Source organism: Arcicella rosea (genome assembly GCF_014204325.1).
Lineage (GTDB): Bacteria > Bacteroidota > Bacteroidia > Cytophagales > Spirosomataceae > Arcicella > Arcicella rosea_A.
In genome coordinates, this window is sequence record NZ_JACHKT010000014.1 from 115,741 (window position 1) to 132,528 (window position 16,788).

Genomic DNA, 16,788 nt, shown 5'->3' on the forward strand with positions numbered 1-16,788 from the left:
TATAGGATGACAAAGAATGTTCGCTAATCGAGAACTTTAGACAAAGTTATATGATTTAGTAAAAAATTATACATTACTGGTTTATTATTTCACGGAAGTTTTTGAATTTATTTTTACTTCCGATAATTAAACATTATCAAAACTAAAACTATATTTGTAGCGATTAAAAACAAAAGCCAGATCATGCAGGAAATTTCGCCCATTGTGCAAAATGCTTTAGTAAATGTTCAAACACTTGCCGAAAAAGTTGATACTTATGGTCGCAAAGGTTTGGAAGGTGCTGCCAATACACAAAGAGCGTATCGAGCAGATTTAAAACATTTTCAAAATTGGTGCGAAAAAAATAATTTCACGATGATGCCAGTTTCGGCTTCTACGCTTTCAGGCTATGCTGCACATTTGGCGGATACACACAAATGGTCAAGTATCAATCGGCGATTTGCCGCCATCAGCAAACTTCATCATCTGAACAATTTGGATACACCGACCCAAGACCGACAGTTCAGAGCCGTTATGGAAGGAATCAAAAGAATAAAAGGTATTCGACAAAAACAGGCGTCTGCTTTTAATATTAAAGAAATTAAAAATGTTTTGCGTAGCATTGAAACTGACACCAATACTTTATTGAGAAATAAAGCGATTTTATTGTTGGGTTTTACTGGAGCTTTCAGGCGTTCGGAATTGGTCGCTTTGAATTTGGAAGATTTAACTTTTTCAGAAGACGGACTCATCGTTTCGATGGGAAATAGCAAAACCAACCAATATGGAGATTATGAGGAAAAAGCCATTTTTTATAGTCCAGAAACTGTACTTTGTCCCGTACGAACTTTACAAAATTGGATTACTACTTTAGGAAGAAATACTGGGTCATTATTTGTCAGAATCAGAAAAGGAGATTTATTAACCGAAGAAAGGCTGAACGATAAAACCGTAAACGATTTAGTCAAAAGCTATTTGGGCAAAAAATATTCTGCCCATTCGCTCAGAGCATCTTTTATTACCATTGCCAAACTAAACGGAGCCGATGATAGTGAAGTAATGCGACAAACCAAACACAAAACTTCCGCCATGATTATCCGCTACACTCGTTTAGAAAATATCAAGCAACATAATGCCGCCATGAAACTAGGTTTATAAAGATTTTATTTTAACATCTTATTAAAAAATCGAAATCATGCTCAAACTCATCTGATTTCTGTTAGCTTTAAACTTCCATTTTCCTCATCATTATTCATGCAAGCTTTTACATTTTTCGACAGAGACATTAGTTGGTTATCCTTCAACGAACGAGTATTAATTGAAGCACAACGAAATGAAGTACCATTATTAGAAAGAATAAAATTTCTATCTATCTATTCATCCAATTTGGATGAATTTTACAGAGTAAGAGTTCCTGCTTTGATGGCACTGAAAAAACTTTCAGAAAAAGAAGAAATGGATGATGCTGACAAAAACAAGGAAGTTTTAAAACAGATTAGGGAAATTGTAAGTAGTCAGCTACAAAGTTTTGGCAAAACACTTACCGAACAAATTCTTCCTGCACTCCAAGAAAACAACATCCATCTTGTTTATAATGAGGCAATTCCAGCGGATATTTTAGCTTCGACAAGAGCGTATTTTTTCACGCAAGTTCTTGCATTTTTACAACCTATCTCATTTTTAAAAAGTGATAAAGTCTGTTTCCCAGAAAATAACAAACTCTACGCCTTAGTAGTATTATCATCTGGAAATCAAGAAGATGAACAGCTTCAAATTGTCAATATTCCTTCAAACGATTTACCAAGATTTTATACTATTTCCAAAAACGGCAAACAATATATTGTATTTTTAGAAGATATTATCAAAGAACATCTTCACTTAGTTTATAAAAAAACAAGTATCAAAGGATTCTATACCTTTAAAATCACTCGTGATGCCGATTTGTCTTTAGAAGATGAGTATAAAGGAGATTTAGTAGAAAAACTCGAAAAGCAAATTGCCAAAAGAGATTTCGGTTTTGCTACAAGATTCTTGTTTGATGCCAAAATGCCTAAAAATTATTTAGAAATATTAGCGACGTATCTCAATCTAAAAAAGCAAAGTATTATTGAAGGCGGAAGCTATCACAATTTGAAAGATTTCTTCGGTCTTCCAATCAATGATCCAGCGTTAAAGTACGACAATTGGCAAACGATTTCTCATGAAATTGCTAAAAATCAGACACTTTTTGGTGAAATAAAACAGCGGGACATGATTTTTCATCCGCCATATCAGTCTTATGATACCGTACTTCGCTTTTTTAATGAAGCCGCTATCGACCAAAATGTAGAAGAAATTTACGTAACACTTTATCGAGTAGCCAGCGATTCAAGGATTGTAAATGCTTTGATCAGTGCCGCCAAAAATGGCAAAAAAGTATCCGTTTTAGTAGAATTAAAAGCTCGTTTTGATGAAGAAAACAACATTAAATGGGCGAAAAAAATGAAAGCAGAAGGTGTAAAAATTATTTACAGCGTGCCTTCGCTGAAAGTTCATGCTAAAATTGCTTTGGTGAAAAAGAAAGTCGGGAAGAAAATTTCTTACTTTGGTTTACTCGCTACTGGAAACCTGAACGAAAGTACCGCAAGGTTTTACACAGACCATATTTTATTGACGGCTCACCAAGAAATGTTGGCTGAAATGGAGTTGATTTTCAGGTTTTTAAGTAAAAAGAAACGTAAACCAAATATTTCAGACATTAGTAATTTCAAACATTTATTGGTTGCTCAGTTCAATTTACAACATCAATTTATTGCTTTGATTGACCGAGAAATCGCTCATGCACAAAAAGGTTTACCTGCCAAAATCACCCTCAAGATGAATAATCTTGAAGAAAAAGTACTGATTAGTAAGCTTTATGAAGCTTCAAATGCTGGCGTAAAAATTGAGCTAATTATCAGAGGAATTTGCTGTTTGATGCCAGGAGTAAAAGGCATGAGTGAAAATATTAGCGTGCGAAGAATCATTGATAAATACTTGGAACATGGCAGAATTTTCATTTTTCATAACCAAGGAAATCAGGAAATTTTCATGGGTTCGTCAGATTGGATGAACAGAAATATTTATCGTAGAATTGAAGTATGCTTTCCTGTTTATGATGAAAAAATCAAACAAGAAATACTGCAAATCATTGATTTACAGCTTCATGATACAACTCAAGCAGTTTCAATCAATGGTGAATCCAGTAATATTTTCTTTCCAAAAGATGAAAATACTTTACGTTCACAAGCAGCAATTTATCATTTATTGAATCAATAGTTTTTAAGAGTAGCTTCTTCTTGTAAAACTAGAAGCTACTCTTAAAATATTACTTCTTAAAATTGAAAGCCTTCAACATTTTATCAAAAATCTGATTGTTGAAGTAAATGCCCGAAAATGCTTCAGCACCAACGCCATAAGCATACACTGGAATCATTACTCCAGTATGACTTTTTGTAGTGAATTTTCCTTCAACATGTCCTTCTTTATCTGCATCAATCAATGAAAAACCGCCAGTTTCGTGGTCAGCAGTAATGATAACCAACGTATTTCCATCTTTATCGGCAAAATCAAAAGCTTCTCCGATAGCTTTGTCAAAATCAATCATTTCATTGATAATGTACTGAGTATCATTAGCATGTCCACCCCAATCTATTTGCGAACCTTCAATCATCACAAAGAAGCCTTTTTTGTTTTGCTTTAAAATATTGAGTGCTGTTTTAGTAGATTTTAACAATTGTTCTCCACGTCCTTCAGAAATTTTCACTTGTTCTTCATCCGCCAAAAAGCCCGCTAATTTTCCTGATTTTACGTTTTCTACTTCTTCAATTGTATTGGCAATTTGGTAATTTTTAGCCTTCAAACTATCTATTAAATTTCTGCCATCTTTGCGTTTAGCAAAGTGTTTTCTGCCACCGCCAATAAAAACATCAATATCTGTTTTCAAAAAATCATTAGCAATTTCTTCAACCATGCTTCGTGATGGCTGATGTGCAATAAACGAAGCTGGCGTAGCATGAGTAATGGAACAAGTAGCCAATAAGCCCGTTGCTAAACCATTTTTTTCGGCAATTTCTAAAATCGTTGGTTGTGCTTTTTTCAAACTATCTACTCCGATTGAACCATTGTAAGATTTTTGTCCAATCGACAAAGCCGTTGCTCCTGCACCCGAATCCGTCACAAAATCATCCGTTGCCTGATTTTTATGAAAACCAATAAACTGACTTCTTTCGATATTCAAATGCCCTTTGTTGGCTACAATTCCTGCATAAACTTGGGCTGAACCCATTCCATCGCCGATGAGTAAAATAATATTTTTAGGATGTTTTGAGGAAACTTTCTTTTGTGAAAAACCCGAAAAAGAAAGCATCAATAATAAAAAACAAAGAGATTTTCTCATGAAATAAAAGGATTATGGTAGTGTTTTACGAATAGAAACCAGTGTCGATTACTATTTAAAACTGCTATAATAGACATTTCTACTTTCAAAAAACAGATTATATCAAAACATCATAAAAGCATAATACTATTTTTACATAAAGGAAGCTTAAATGGCATTCAATTACATAAATTTCACGCATAAAAACCAACAGAATACACAAAACAAAGCCTTAACTTTAGCACATTATCCAAACATAAAAATTTATAAAAATGCTTAAACAATTTTATCTCTGCTTATTTTTCATAGCAACCAACCTAGTTTCGTTTGGTCAATCCAACGAACATCCCGTCGATTATGTCAATACTTTGATGGGAACTGCCTCAAAACCAAGCTTATCCGCAGGCAATACTTATCCAGCCATTGCTTTGCCTTGGGGAATGAATTTCTGGATGCCACAAACTGGCAAAATGGGCGACGGATGGGCATATACTTATGATGCCGACAAAATCAGAGGTTTTAAACAAACTCACCAACCAAGTCCGTGGATTAATGATTACGGTCAGTTCGTCATTATGCCAACTACTGGTAAAAAAGTTTTCAAAGAAGACGACCGTGCCAGTTGGTTTTCGCACAAAGCCGAAGTAGCCAAACCGCATTATTATAGCGTTTACTTAGCCGACCACGACGTTACCTCAGAAATTACGCCCACAGAAAGAGCCGCAGTTTTGCGTTTTACTTTCCCAAAAACCGATAAAGCTCACATTGTAATTGATGCTTTAGACAAAGGTTCATATATCAAAATTATTCCTAATGAAAGAAAAATCATTGGTTATACCACCAAAAATTCTGGCGGTGTTCCTGATAATTTCAAGAATTATTTTGTGATTCTATTCGATAAAGCTTTCGCCAATACAAGTACTTGGAATGGTAAAGAATTAGTTGATAATGTACTGGAAATCAAAGATAATCATACAGGAGCAGTCATTGATTTTGCCACCGAAAAAGGCGAAAAAGTAAATGCAAAAGTAGCTTCTTCTTTCATTAGTTTTGAACAAGCTGAAACCAATCTGAAAGAAGTTGGAAGAGACAATTTCGACCAAGTAAAAGCAAAAGCTGAAAAAATCTGGAATACTTCATTAAATCGTTTGAAAGTAGAAGGCGGCAGCGACCAGCAAACTCGTACTTTTTACTCTTGTTTATACCGCACAATGTTGTTTCCAAGAAAATTCTATGAACTTGACAAACAAGGAAAAGTAGTACATTATAGCCCTTATAATGGAAAAGTATTGTCGGGATATATGTTTACTGACAATGGTTTTTGGGATACTTTCAGAGCCGTTTTTCCATTCTTTAATTTAATGTTCCCTTCGCTGAACGCACAAATTATGGAAGGTTTAGCCAATACTTATGACGAAAGTGGCTTCTTACCCGAATGGGCAAGTCCGGGCCATCGTGATTGTATGGTGGGTTCAAATTCAGCATCAATTATTGCCGACGCTTACTTGAAAGGAGGTAAAGGTTTTGACATTAATAAATTGTATCAAGCTTTATTAAAAAACAGTGAAAACGAAGGGCCTTTAAGTTCTGTCGGAAGGTTAGGTGTAAAGTATTATAATCAATTAGGTTATGTTCCTTACGATGTAAAAATTAATGAGAATGCTGCCAGAACGTTAGAGTACGCTTATGATGATTTTTGTATTTCTGAATTGGCAAAAGCCCTAAAACGCCCACAGGAAGAAATTGACCGCTTTGCGAAACGTTCACAAAACTATAAAAATCTATTTGACCCCATTACGAAATTGATGCGTGGAAAAAATCAAGATGGCACTTTCCAAACACCTTTCAATCCTTTTAAATGGGGCGATGCTTTTACAGAGGGCAACAGCTGGCATTATACTTGGAGTGTTTTTCATGACATCAACGGTCTTTCTAATTTGATGGGCGGAAGCAAAGGTTTTAGCAAAATGTTGGATTCTGTTTTTGTAGTTCCTCCTGTTTTTGATGATTCCTATTATGGTTTTGTCATTCACGAAATCCGTGAAATGCAGATTATGAACATGGGAAATTACGCACACGGAAACCAACCAATCCAACACATGATTTACTTGTATAACTACGCTGGCGAACCTTGGAAAACCCAATATTGGATTAGAGAAGTAATGAATAAAATGTATCAACCAACACCAGACGGCTACTGTGGCGACGAAGATAATGGGCAAACTTCAGCTTGGTATGTATTTTCTGCTTTAGGTTTTTATCCTGTTACTCCTGCTACCGACCAGTACGTTTTAGGTACTCCGTTGTTTAAAAAAGTAACTTTATCGCTTGAAAATGGCAAGAAAATAACGATAAATGCCCCAGAAAATAACGAGCAAAACAAGTACATCCAAAGTGTAAAATTCAATGGTGCAAGCCATTCTAAAAACTGGTTGAGTCATAAAAAACTAACACAAGGTGCAACGATTGATTTTAAAATGTCGCCTGCTCCAAACAAGCAGAGAGGTGTAAATGCGGTAGATTTCCCTTTTTCATACTCTAAGTAAAATCTAAAAAAGCCCAAAACACGAATCGTGTTTTGGGCTTTTTTAGAAAAATCGAATCGTTAAATCAATAATTTTTTGCTTAAAATTGCTGTAAGGTGGCATTAATAAATCTAAAGCACTAAAAGGCGACCACTGTTTCATCACAGCTCTGGCATTGGAAAAAGCTTCAAAACCATATTTCCCATGGGTTTTCCCTATGCCACTATTGTTTGACCCACCAAAGGGCAATTCGTTATTAAAGAAATGTAAAGTGTTATGATTGACAACTGTTCCTCCAGCTCTTGTTTCACGAATTACCTTGTTAATTACTTCATCTTGCTTACTAAAAATATATAAAGCCAACGGTTTTTCATGCTGTTGAATATGCAGGATTACTTCATTTAAATCTTGATAAACCATTAAAGGTAAAAGCGGGCCAAAGATTTCATCTTGCATAATGGCACTTTTTAGATTGACATTCGATAAAACTGTTGGAGCAATAAAACGCTCTTTTTCGTTCATTTCTCCTCCTATTTCTAACACAGCACCTTCCGAAATCGCATCTTGTAAATACTGTTTCAGACGATTGAAATGTGCCTGATTTACAATCCGACTATAGTCTTTAGACAACTCTGCTTCTTGTCCATAAAGCCCAACGATTTGTGCTTTCAGCAAGGTTAAAAACTCATTTTTCACCTTTTCATGAACATATACATAATCTGGAGCAATACATACTTGTCCATTATTCAAGAATTTTGCCCATGCTATTCTTTTTGCTGCTTTACTTAAATCGGCTGATTCATCCACAATCACAGGCGATTTTCCGCCCAATTCTAGAGTAACCGAACACAAGTTTTCGGCAGCTGCTTTCATTACTTTTTTACCCAAAGTCGGGCTTCCAGTAAAGAAAATATGATTAAAAGGTAATTGAGTAATATAGGCTGCTACAGCAGAATCTCCTTCAAAAACTGCCACTTCGTTCTCTGGAAATATTTCTGCCAACATTTTTTTCATTAAAGCGGTAGAATTTGGCGTATGTTCTGATGGTTTTATCATCACACAATTGCCCGCAGCAATGGCAGAAATTAATGGACCAAAAGTTAAATTAAAGGGAAAATTCCAAGGAGAAATAATCAAAACTACGCCTTTAGGTTCATAATGAATGTAGGAGGATGTTCCCAAAAGTGTAATCGGACTAGGTACATATTGGGCTTTCATCCAAGTATGTAAATGTTTAATTGCATGATTGATTTCGTTGGTTACGGTATATATTTCTGTTAAATCTACTTCTGCTGGTGCTTTTTTGAAATCATCAAACATTGCTTTTTGAATATCTTTTCTATATTGAAGTACCAAATTGAGTAAATTTTTCAATTTGATTTTTCTTTCAAAGACATCTGTATTCCCAATGTTGTATTGATTTTTCAATTGTTCAGAAAAGATTATCTCAATCGTTTCTTCCCATTCTTTTTTTATCATCATTAATAAATTATTAGCAAACAGAAAACTGTGTGATATTAAATCATAACCTTAATAACTTTAGCTAAATATTTAGCAATACTCAGATGACAAACACTTATTCGTACAAAAAATTATATTTTTAATAATTGAATTGGAATATAACAATATTATATCATAATATTTATATTTGAAAAGTAAATAAATGCGGATAGCAGTATTCTTTATATAAGTGCAAAATTTTTGATGTTCCAAGCTTTTGCAGAATCTGATTTGGAGGGTTTAAAAGCATAAAAACATTTGTTTGGCAAGGTAATTGATGTTAACTTTAAGAGAGAATATTGAAATAATAACATTTTTAATATTAATGTGTTTCAATGATTTTTTTTTACGATATTTATTTAACTATTGATTTCAAATTGATTACTATTGTATAAAATAAACTAGTACAAAAATGACTTCCTTTTGTTGATTTACGATAAAAGAAATCCTAAGTAATTGTAATCCCGTTTATTTTCGCAGTAAGGCTAAAAACTCAAGCACTAAGAATAATGAGCAACAGTAAATTGAAACTGCTAATCGTAGATGATGAAGCAAGTACTAGAAAAGTATTAGAGCATTTCTTGAACAAAGAATTTGATGTAACTGTCAAAAATGATGGAATGGAAGGAATGAACTGGTTAGATGCTGGAAACGATACAGATTTTATTATTGCTGACCTTAATATGCCCAATTTGGATGGGAAGGAATTTGTAAAAGTTGTTCGTGCAAGTAATTTATTCAGTAATTTACCAATCATCATCCTTTCTGGAACAGATGAAAGTAAAGAAAGAATAGAGTGTTTAAACCTTGGAGCTGACGATTTTATGTTAAAACCCTTCAATCCGATGGAAGTACATGCCAAAGTAAAAGCTATTTTACGCCGAGTAAAATAAGTAAAGCCATTAACCATTTTATAAAAACGTTTTAAAAGATTTACTCATCACTGCTATCTCAAACTTGATAAAAGCAGTACCAAATACCGTGTAAGTCCTGACTTTGCATTATTAAAATCACTAATATATGAGTAGTATCCCACAGACTATATCATCACCAAAGGATGATTTCCCTATCAAAGTAATTTTGGTTGAAGATGAAGATTTTGTTGTGGTCAATTTTTTGAAAAAATTTGGGCAAAAGCTTCATATCAAGGTTCTCAATAACTCTGACGAATGTTTGGAGTTTGTTAAAAATACTTATCCTCCTGATGCCATCATTATTGCAAGAAATTTAGGTGGAATTAAGTTTTTAGAAACCATCCGAAAAGATAATTGGACGAAGAGTTTACCCGTAATCCTTACCAGCGACCACGTTACTCCTGGTCTTATCAAAGAAGTAATCGAGAAAAAAGGAGATGATATTTACCCAAAAGACTTCAGTAATGGTGACTTAGTTACTCGTTTAGAGTACTTCATCAAACGTCGCCATTATGTAGCATCTCAGCAAACAAAATCTAATATTTTAGAAGTGAAAATACCTTTCTGGAAACGTTTTATTGACGTTGCCTCAACGGGTTTTGCTTTATTATTACTTTCTCCGCTACTTATTGTTATTTCCATTCTTATCAAATTAGATTCAAAAGGGCCTATCGTTTATAAATCTAAACGTGTTGGGGCTGGTTATAAAATCTTTGAAATCTATAAATTCAGAACCATGCGTACTGATGCCGATCAGTTGATTAAAAACATGGAATCGCTGAATATGTACACAAAAGGTACAACTGAAAAGAAAAAAGATGGGCTTTGTGATGAATGTGCTTTAATTGGTTCTTGTCAGCAAAGATTATATCTTGACGGAGAAGAAACTTGTGAAAAGGTTTATTTAAACAAAAAGAAAGAAAAAGTTGCTTTCATGAAATTCCAAAATGACCCACGTATTACCAAATTGGGTCGTTTCTTGAGAAATAGCAGTATTGACGAATTACCTCAGTTGTTTAATATTTTCTTGGGTGATATGTCGCTGATTGGTAACAGACCTTTGCCTTTGTACGAAGCTGAAAAATTAACGACTGACGATTATATCGAACGTTTTGCTGGCCCTGGTGGACTTACTGGTCTTTGGCAAGTAACCAAAAGAGGTAAAGGCAAAAAAGATATGACAGAGCAAGAAAGAATAGAGCTTGACATTGAATATGCTCGTAATTTTTCGTTCAAGTATGATTTAAAGATTTTCTTTATGACATTCCCTGCACTGTTGCAATCAGAGAACGTTTAGAAAAATCGAACCAGAAGAACCGCTAAGCATCGTATTTTAATACTTTGCCATAAAATTGAACTATGAAACTGCTATTTGAACTATGCTTTTGGATTTGTATAGGGCTCGTTTTCTATACTTATATTGGCTACGGAATCGTTGCTTGGATTTTTGTAAAAATCAGAAAAACACTTGGGCTTACCTTCAAAAAATATAACGACCCAGATTACTTGCCTAAAGTAACCTTAGTAGTTCCTGCATACAATGAAATGTCTTGTATTGAAGCAAAAGTAAAAAACACTTTTGCGTTAGATTATCCTTCCGAAAATTTTGAAGTACTCTTCGTAACCGAAGGCTCAAATGATGGCACTTCAGAATACATAGAATCCCTTCAAAATCAATACTCAAACCTGAGAATGATTGGCGGAGATACTCGTAGAGGTAAAATTGAAGCGATGAATATAGCAATGAAAACCATTGATACGCCCATCGTAATTTTTACAGATGCTAATACTACGTTAAATCAGCTCGTCATCAAAAATATTGTAAGGCATTTTCAAGACCCTGTAGTTGGTGCTGTTGCTGGCGAAAAACGTATTCAAACCGAAGGTTCAGAAGCTGCTGCTGGTGCTGGCGAAGGTTTGTATTGGAAATATGAATCTTTCCTTAAAAAACTAGATACAGAGCTGTATTCAGTAGTTGGTGCAGCAGGTGAATTGTTCGCTGTAAGAACCAACTTGTTTGAACACGTAGAAAAAGATACTCTACTTGATGATTTCATCATTTCATTACGCATTGCAGCCAACGGTTTCAGAGTAATTTATGAACCAGATGCCTATGCCAACGAAAGACCATCTTTCTCCATTCAAGATGAAATGAAGCGTAAAATCAGGATTGCAGCTGGTGGTTTTCAAGCCATTGCTCGCCTTGGTTTTCTTTGGAATATTTTCAAGTATGGTTTGCTCTCTTTTCAATATATTTCACATCGTGCCATGCGTTGGGCGGTTGCACCATTTTGTCTTCCTATTTTAGTATTGATTAATGCCATTTTACTTTTCACTGGTTCTGAGTTATTAGATATTTTCAATTATCATCTTTTGATGATTGCTCAAATTGCCTTTTATACTTTGGCTTTACTTGGCTATTATCTTGAAAACAAGAAAATTAGGGTAAAAATATTGTTTGTTCCTTTCTATTTTTCGTTCATGAATTATTGTGCTATTAAAGGTTATTTCAGATATAAAAACGGATTAACTTCTGGCATTTGGGAAAAAGTAAAAAGAGCAGAATAAGTTTGTAAAACCTTATTCTATCAAAAGTATTACTTGTAAGCAGCAAGTTAATCTCTTTTAATATTGATACATTATTGCTTGAAAACAGATTTGCTATTTCATAAATTGAAAAGACTATGATTAATTTTTCTTTACCAACTTGGGTAACACAAATACTAAAAAAACCATTACGCATCAGCGAATACTCAGCTGCTGAAGTTGAAGAGCTCAAGAAAAAATTAGCCATCTTTTCTAATGAAAACCCTATCGTTTCAGTCGTAATTCCTGCTTGGAATGAAGAAGAAGGTATTTTACATACGCTCATTTCTCTTGCCAATACAAATACAAAATATCCAGTAGAATTATTGGTCATTGATAATAACTCTACTGATGGAACAGCCGCTTTACTTCAGAAACTGGGTGTAAAAACCATTTTAGAAACCAAACAAGGCGTTGGTCATGCAAGAACAAATGGATTACATTCAGCCAAAGGAACATACATTCTGACGGGCGATAGCGATACTTTATATCCAGCAGGCTGGATTACTACTATGACAGACACTTTAATAAATGGAGCCAATATTCCTGTTTATTGTGTACATGGTAGTTACTCTTTCTTGCCCGCTCCAAATACGCCTCGTTGGCAATATGGTTTGTATGAAGTAATGAGTAGTTATGTCATCAAGAAAAAAGAAAAAACTCAGCCTTTTTTGAATGTTTTAGGCTACAACAGTGGCTTTATTCGTCAAAAGGGAATTGATGTAAATGGTTATGACATTGCTGTTCAAAGAACTTTTAGAGGTATTGCTGGAGACGATGCTGGACACGCTGCTGAAGACGGAATGATGGCATTAAGACTACAAGAAGCTGGCGGAAAAATTGCAGCCGTAGATGGTGCAGATGGAAGAGTTTGGACAAGTGACCGTAGAATTCAAATAGATGGCGGACTGAAAAAAGCTTTAATATTTCGTTTGAAAAAATATCTTTTTAAATAAAATTTTAGGAATATGTCTATCGTCCAAACCATAAAATCTAGTCCCACTTTAAAGAAGTTTGTGCATTGGTGCTTGATTCCAAAGTATCAGGCTCGTCCTAGACTTTGGGTGAAGTGGTTTATTAATCCTTTCTTTCATCAAAAAGGAAAAGGTTCTGTAATATGCCGAAGAACGAGAGTAGATGTATTACCTTTTCAACCATTCACTTTAGGCGATTTCAGTACTGTTGAAGATTTTGCTACTATCAATAATGGCGTCGGCCCTGTTTATATCGGAAATAATTCAAGAGTTGGTATCGGCAATGTAATTATCGGCCCAGTAACCGTTGGAAACAATGTTATTTTTGCTCAGAATATCGTAATGAGTGGCCTCAATCACGTCTATACAGACGTAACAAAACCCATTCATTTACAGCCAGTTACTACAGCAACAATTACCATTGAAGATGATTGTTGGATTGGTGCAAATGCAGTTATTACTGCAGGAGTAACCATCGGCAAACATAGTGTAATTGCAGGAGGAGCTGTGGTTACAAAAAATATTCCTCCTTTCAGTGTTGCCGTTGGAAATCCTGCCAGAGTGATTAAACAGTATAATTTCGTAACCCAACAATGGGAAAAAGTAAGTTGAAAAAGTAAATGACTGATTATGACGAATCATCTACCTAAAGTTTCCATTATCACCATCAATTTTAACGGTACAGCTGTTACCGCTGATTTATTACGTTCATTAGAAAAAATTACTTACCCTTCTATTGAAGTAATTGTAGTTGATAATAGCAACAAAGAATTAGGTCATCAACTACCAATAGACTTCCCTTGGATAAAATACATTGAAACGGGCGAAAACCTTGGTTTTGCTGGTGGTAATAACCGTGGTATTGAAGCCGCAACAGGTGAATATCTTTTTTTACTTAACAACGATACTGAAGTTGACCCAGGTTTCTTAGAGCCACTCATTGCTAGATTTCAAAGCGATTCAAAAATTGGAGTTGTTTGTCCCAAAATTTTATACTTCGACGAACCAGATACGATTCAATTTGCAGGATTTTCTCCGATTAGTCCTATTACTGGACGAGGTTTTTCCATAGGATATTTAGAAAAAGATAAAGGTCAGCATGATACAGCAATGCCTACTTCTAGGGCTCATGGAGCTGCCATGTTATTTTCAAGAACTGCTTTTGAAAAAGTAGGATTTATGGCTGAATTATTCTTCTTATATTATGAAGAAATGGATTATTGCGAAAGATTTGTAAGAGCCGGATATTCTATTTGGTATGAACCTGCAAGTAAAATCTGGCATAAAGAATCAATCAGTACAGGTAAAGGATCAACATTAAAAACCTACTATTATAGTCGAAATCGTTTACTTTACTTGAGACGAAATACTTTTGGCTCACAAAAAATATTAATGTATTTATACTATTTTTCAGTAGCTGTTCCTAAAAATTTACTTGGATACATCACAAAAGGAGATTGGAAACATTTAAAAGCTTTCTGGGAAGGCTTAATTTGGAATTTCAGCAATACTTCAAAAGACATTCACGATAAATGAGTCGTACGGAATTCCATTCCGTAACACAAAATATAAAAAACATTAGGCAAATGCGTATAGGAATAGAAGCACAAAGAATTTTTCGTAAAAAAAAACATGGAATGGACATCGTTGTCCTTGAAGTACTACGGGAGCTTCAAAAAATGAATACTTCTGATGAATATTTCGTTTACGCACAGCCAGATGCTGATATGAATGCTCTGCTCCCAAGTGATAACATGAAGCTACAAATTTCAAAAGCCGCTTCTTATCCAGTTTGGGAACAAAAAATACTTCCAGAATCTTATAAAAATGATAAAGTAGATTTACTTCATTGTACCAGTAATACAGCTCCAATTTCCACTAAAATTCCTTTGGTGGTAACAATTCATGACATAATTTATTTAGAAAAATGGATGATTACTGAAGGAACATATTATCAACGTTTCGGAAATTTATATCGCCGTTGGAACGTTCCAAGAATTGCTCATAAAGCCGACATGATTATTACAGTAAGTGATTATGAAAGAGAGCGAATTATCGAAGGATTAAAAATTCCTGAAAGTCGTGTAAAAACGGTTTATAATGCCTGTGGTAAACATTTTACTCCTGATGCAAGCCCACAAGAATTAAAGGCTTTCAAGGATAAAATGAATCTACCTGATAAATTTATCTTGTTTTTAGGAAATACAGACCCAAAAAAGAATCTCCCAAATGTATTAAAATCAATTGGAATACTTCATCAACGTGGTCAGCTTGACTTTACATTAGTAATGCCTGATTTTGGTAAAGAGCATTTACTCTCAATCCTCAAAGCTCAAAATAACGAGCATTTGATGCAACACATAATGTTAACAGGCTATATTCCTAATCAAGAGCTCCCAAATCTTTACAGATTAGCTCAATTATTCTTATATCCATCCTTACGAGAGAGTTTTGGAATTCCTATTTTGGAAGCAATGGGCTGTGGAACTCCTGTCATTACAAGTAATACTTCAGCCATGCCTGAAGTTGCGGGGAAAAATGCAATATTAATTGACCCAACACAGCCTGAAGAGATTGCTGAAATGATTGTATCCGTCTTAAACAACACAGCACTACGAGAAAAGACAATTACTTATGGTATTGAAAGAGCAGCTCAATTTTCTTGGGAAAAAACAGCGAAGCAAGTATCAAATATATACAGGGATGTTTTAAACAAATAATTTGATTTAAGTTAGCTAGTTGAAATAATAAGTTCGATAAGTATTAATAGGAATTGAAAATAATCGCACAGTAAAAGTAAATCCAATGAAGTCATTAAATATAGTTGTTGCAAGTGATAATCACTATATCATATTATTAGCAGCACTCATCAAATCAATTGAAGCCAATCTTTCTAAAGGTCACATTATTACAATCTATATTATTGAAGATAATATAAGCAATAATAACAAATTGAAACTTCAAAAATCAATTGATACTAACATTACAACACTCATTTGGAAAGAAATGAATAGCGTAATTCCAGAAGGAATGAAACTACCATTAGATAGAAGTTCCTATCCTTTGAATATTTATATGCGTTTGTTTATTCCATATTTCATTCCAAAGGAAATAGAAAGAGTCTTGTATTTAGATGTAGATATGATTGTATTAAAAGATGTTGCGACTTTATTTGAAAACGACCTTGAAAAACATGTAATTGCCTCAGTATTAGACCCTAGGATTATCACATTCGATAATAGCTGGGGAGGAGTATTGAATCACGATGAATTAGGCTTATCTGGAAAGACTCGTTACTTTAACACAGGCTTGATTCTAATGAATACAAAAAAATGGAGAGAGTTAAATATAACAGAGAAAATCATAGACTGTATTGATAACAATAAGAAATTTGCCAATTACCCAGACCAATATGGATTAAACGTAATTTTAGCTAACCAATGGCTTGAGTTGAGTCCTCTGTGGAATCATTTTTCGACAATTTCACCCAAAGAAACACCTTATTTAATACATTTTGTAGAAAGAAAACCTATTTACCAAGCGTATAATTACAGCGAAGAGTTCAAAAAAATCTTCTATTTCTATTTAAAACAAACGGAATGGAAGAATTTTAAAGCAATTGGAGAGTCTCAAAGGTATATAAAAAAAATAAAAAATATACTTAATAAGTTTAAACCATCTTGGTTATAGACAAATGATGTTTTAAAAGGTATGTCTAAAAGAGATACCTTTTAAAACGTAATTTATCAAGATATTCATCATTTGCATTAGTATAAAATAAAACTCCCTTGATAAGTTAATTTATCAAGGGAGTTTTATTAATATTTTTGGGGTTTATTTACTTTCCCGCATATGATTGCAGTATCATCAACGGAACTGGGCTTAACTTCTCTGTTCGAGATGGGAAGAGGTGA

13 protein-coding genes and 1 rRNA gene are annotated in these 16,788 nt (G+C 34.1%); 11 read left to right on the forward strand and 3 right to left on the reverse strand.

The window, feature by feature from the left end:
* The first annotated feature begins 183 nt into the window (after positions 1–183).
* Positions 184–1,137: a site-specific integrase gene (locus HNP25_RS11075; protein WP_184134140.1), complete on the forward strand. Its 954-nt coding sequence runs from the start codon at positions 184–186 to the stop codon at positions 1,135–1,137.
* 96 nt (positions 1,138–1,233) lie between these two features.
* Positions 1,234–3,276: a polyphosphate kinase 1 gene (gene ppk1, locus HNP25_RS11080; protein ID WP_184134141.1), complete on the forward strand. Its 2,043-nt coding sequence runs from the start codon at positions 1,234–1,236 to the stop codon at positions 3,274–3,276.
* A gap of 49 nt (positions 3,277–3,325) precedes the next feature.
* Here ppk1 and HNP25_RS11085 read toward each other — a convergent pair whose 3' ends face one another.
* Positions 3,326–4,396, reverse strand: coding sequence for an alkaline phosphatase (locus tag HNP25_RS11085; RefSeq protein WP_184134143.1), 1,071 nt, complete (start codon positions 4,394–4,396; stop codon positions 3,326–3,328).
* 251 nt (positions 4,397–4,647) lie between these two features.
* On the opposite strand from HNP25_RS11085, the gene HNP25_RS11090 reads away from it, so the two are divergent.
* Positions 4,648–6,921 carry a GH92 family glycosyl hydrolase gene (locus HNP25_RS11090; protein ID WP_184134144.1) on the forward strand — a complete coding sequence of 758 codons (2,274 nt, stop codon included), beginning with the start codon at positions 4,648–4,650 and terminating at the stop codon, positions 6,919–6,921.
* A 42-nt stretch (positions 6,922–6,963) separates the two neighbouring features.
* On the opposite strand, the gene HNP25_RS11095 is transcribed toward HNP25_RS11090, so the two are convergent.
* On the reverse strand, positions 6,964–8,382 hold the full coding sequence (locus HNP25_RS11095; protein ID WP_229202839.1) for an aldehyde dehydrogenase family protein: 1,419 nt from the start codon (positions 8,380–8,382) through the stop codon (positions 6,964–6,966).
* A 527-nt stretch (positions 8,383–8,909) separates the two neighbouring features.
* On the opposite strand from HNP25_RS11095, the gene HNP25_RS11100 reads away from it, so the two are divergent.
* From HNP25_RS11100 to HNP25_RS11135, 8 genes are all read left to right on the forward strand, one after another.
* On the forward strand, positions 8,910–9,293 hold the full coding sequence (locus HNP25_RS11100) for a response regulator transcription factor (RefSeq protein ID WP_184134146.1): 384 nt from the start codon (positions 8,910–8,912) through the stop codon (positions 9,291–9,293).
* A 127-nt stretch (positions 9,294–9,420) separates the two neighbouring features.
* Positions 9,421–10,611, forward strand: a complete 1,191-nt coding sequence (locus tag HNP25_RS21980; protein ID WP_184134147.1) for a sugar transferase — start codon at positions 9,421–9,423, stop codon at positions 10,609–10,611.
* A gap of 62 nt (positions 10,612–10,673) precedes the next feature.
* Positions 10,674–11,882 carry a glycosyltransferase family 2 protein gene (locus tag HNP25_RS11110; RefSeq protein WP_184134149.1) on the forward strand — a complete coding sequence of 403 codons (1,209 nt, stop codon included), beginning with the start codon at positions 10,674–10,676 and terminating at the stop codon, positions 11,880–11,882.
* A 116-nt stretch (positions 11,883–11,998) separates the two neighbouring features.
* The gene (locus HNP25_RS11115; RefSeq protein WP_184134151.1) at positions 11,999–12,856 is read left to right on the forward strand and encodes a glycosyltransferase family 2 protein; all 858 of its coding nucleotides are present in this window, start codon (positions 11,999–12,001) and stop codon (positions 12,854–12,856) included.
* Between the two features lie 12 nt (positions 12,857–12,868).
* On the forward strand, positions 12,869–13,486 hold the full coding sequence (locus tag HNP25_RS11120; RefSeq protein ID WP_184134153.1) for an acyltransferase: 618 nt from the start codon (positions 12,869–12,871) through the stop codon (positions 13,484–13,486).
* A gap of 18 nt (positions 13,487–13,504) precedes the next feature.
* Entirely contained in the window at positions 13,505–14,410 is a 906-nt protein-coding gene (locus tag HNP25_RS11125; protein WP_184134155.1) for a glycosyltransferase family 2 protein, read from the forward strand.
* A 50-nt stretch (positions 14,411–14,460) separates the two neighbouring features.
* Complete coding sequence (locus HNP25_RS11130) at positions 14,461–15,594, forward strand: glycosyltransferase family 4 protein (protein WP_184134156.1); 1,134 nt, start codon at positions 14,461–14,463, stop codon at positions 15,592–15,594.
* Between the two features lie 85 nt (positions 15,595–15,679).
* On the forward strand, positions 15,680–16,564 hold the full coding sequence (locus HNP25_RS11135) for a glycosyltransferase family 8 protein (RefSeq protein ID WP_184134157.1): 885 nt from the start codon (positions 15,680–15,682) through the stop codon (positions 16,562–16,564).
* Positions 16,565–16,699: 135 nt separating this feature from the next.
* On the opposite strand, the gene rrf is transcribed toward HNP25_RS11135, so the two are convergent.
* A 5S ribosomal RNA gene (gene rrf / locus HNP25_RS22125) occupies positions 16,700–16,788 on the reverse strand; the annotation flags it as partial.

Bases quoted from the DNA above. Each gene is read 5' to 3' on its own strand.
- HNP25_RS11100 (WP_184134146.1), top strand. From the start codon at position 8,910: ATGAGCAACAGTAAATTGAAACTGCTAATCGTAGATGATGAAGCAAGT.
- HNP25_RS11135 (WP_184134157.1), top strand. From the start codon at position 15,680: ATGAAGTCATTAAATATAGTTGTTGCAAGTGATAATCACTATATCATA.
- HNP25_RS11115 (WP_184134151.1), top strand. From the start codon at position 11,999: ATGATTAATTTTTCTTTACCAACTTGGGTAACACAAATACTAAAAAAA.
- HNP25_RS11125 (WP_184134155.1), top strand. From the start codon at position 13,505: ATGACGAATCATCTACCTAAAGTTTCCATTATCACCATCAATTTTAAC.
- HNP25_RS11120 (WP_184134153.1), top strand. From the start codon at position 12,869: ATGTCTATCGTCCAAACCATAAAATCTAGTCCCACTTTAAAGAAGTTT.
- HNP25_RS11130 (WP_184134156.1), top strand. From the start codon at position 14,461: ATGCGTATAGGAATAGAAGCACAAAGAATTTTTCGTAAAAAAAAACAT.
- ppk1 (WP_184134141.1), top strand. From the start codon at position 1,234: ATGCAAGCTTTTACATTTTTCGACAGAGACATTAGTTGGTTATCCTTC.
- HNP25_RS11075 (WP_184134140.1), top strand. From the start codon at position 184: ATGCAGGAAATTTCGCCCATTGTGCAAAATGCTTTAGTAAATGTTCAA.
- HNP25_RS11110 (WP_184134149.1), top strand. From the start codon at position 10,674: ATGAAACTGCTATTTGAACTATGCTTTTGGATTTGTATAGGGCTCGTT.
- HNP25_RS11090 (WP_184134144.1), top strand. From the start codon at position 4,648: ATGCTTAAACAATTTTATCTCTGCTTATTTTTCATAGCAACCAACCTA.
- HNP25_RS21980 (WP_184134147.1), top strand. From the start codon at position 9,421: ATGAGTAGTATCCCACAGACTATATCATCACCAAAGGATGATTTCCCT.
- HNP25_RS11085 (WP_184134143.1), bottom strand. From the start codon at position 4,396: ATGAGAAAATCTCTTTGTTTTTTATTATTGATGCTTTCTTTTTCGGGT.
- HNP25_RS11095 (WP_229202839.1), bottom strand. From the start codon at position 8,382: ATGATGATAAAAAAAGAATGGGAAGAAACGATTGAGATAATCTTTTCT.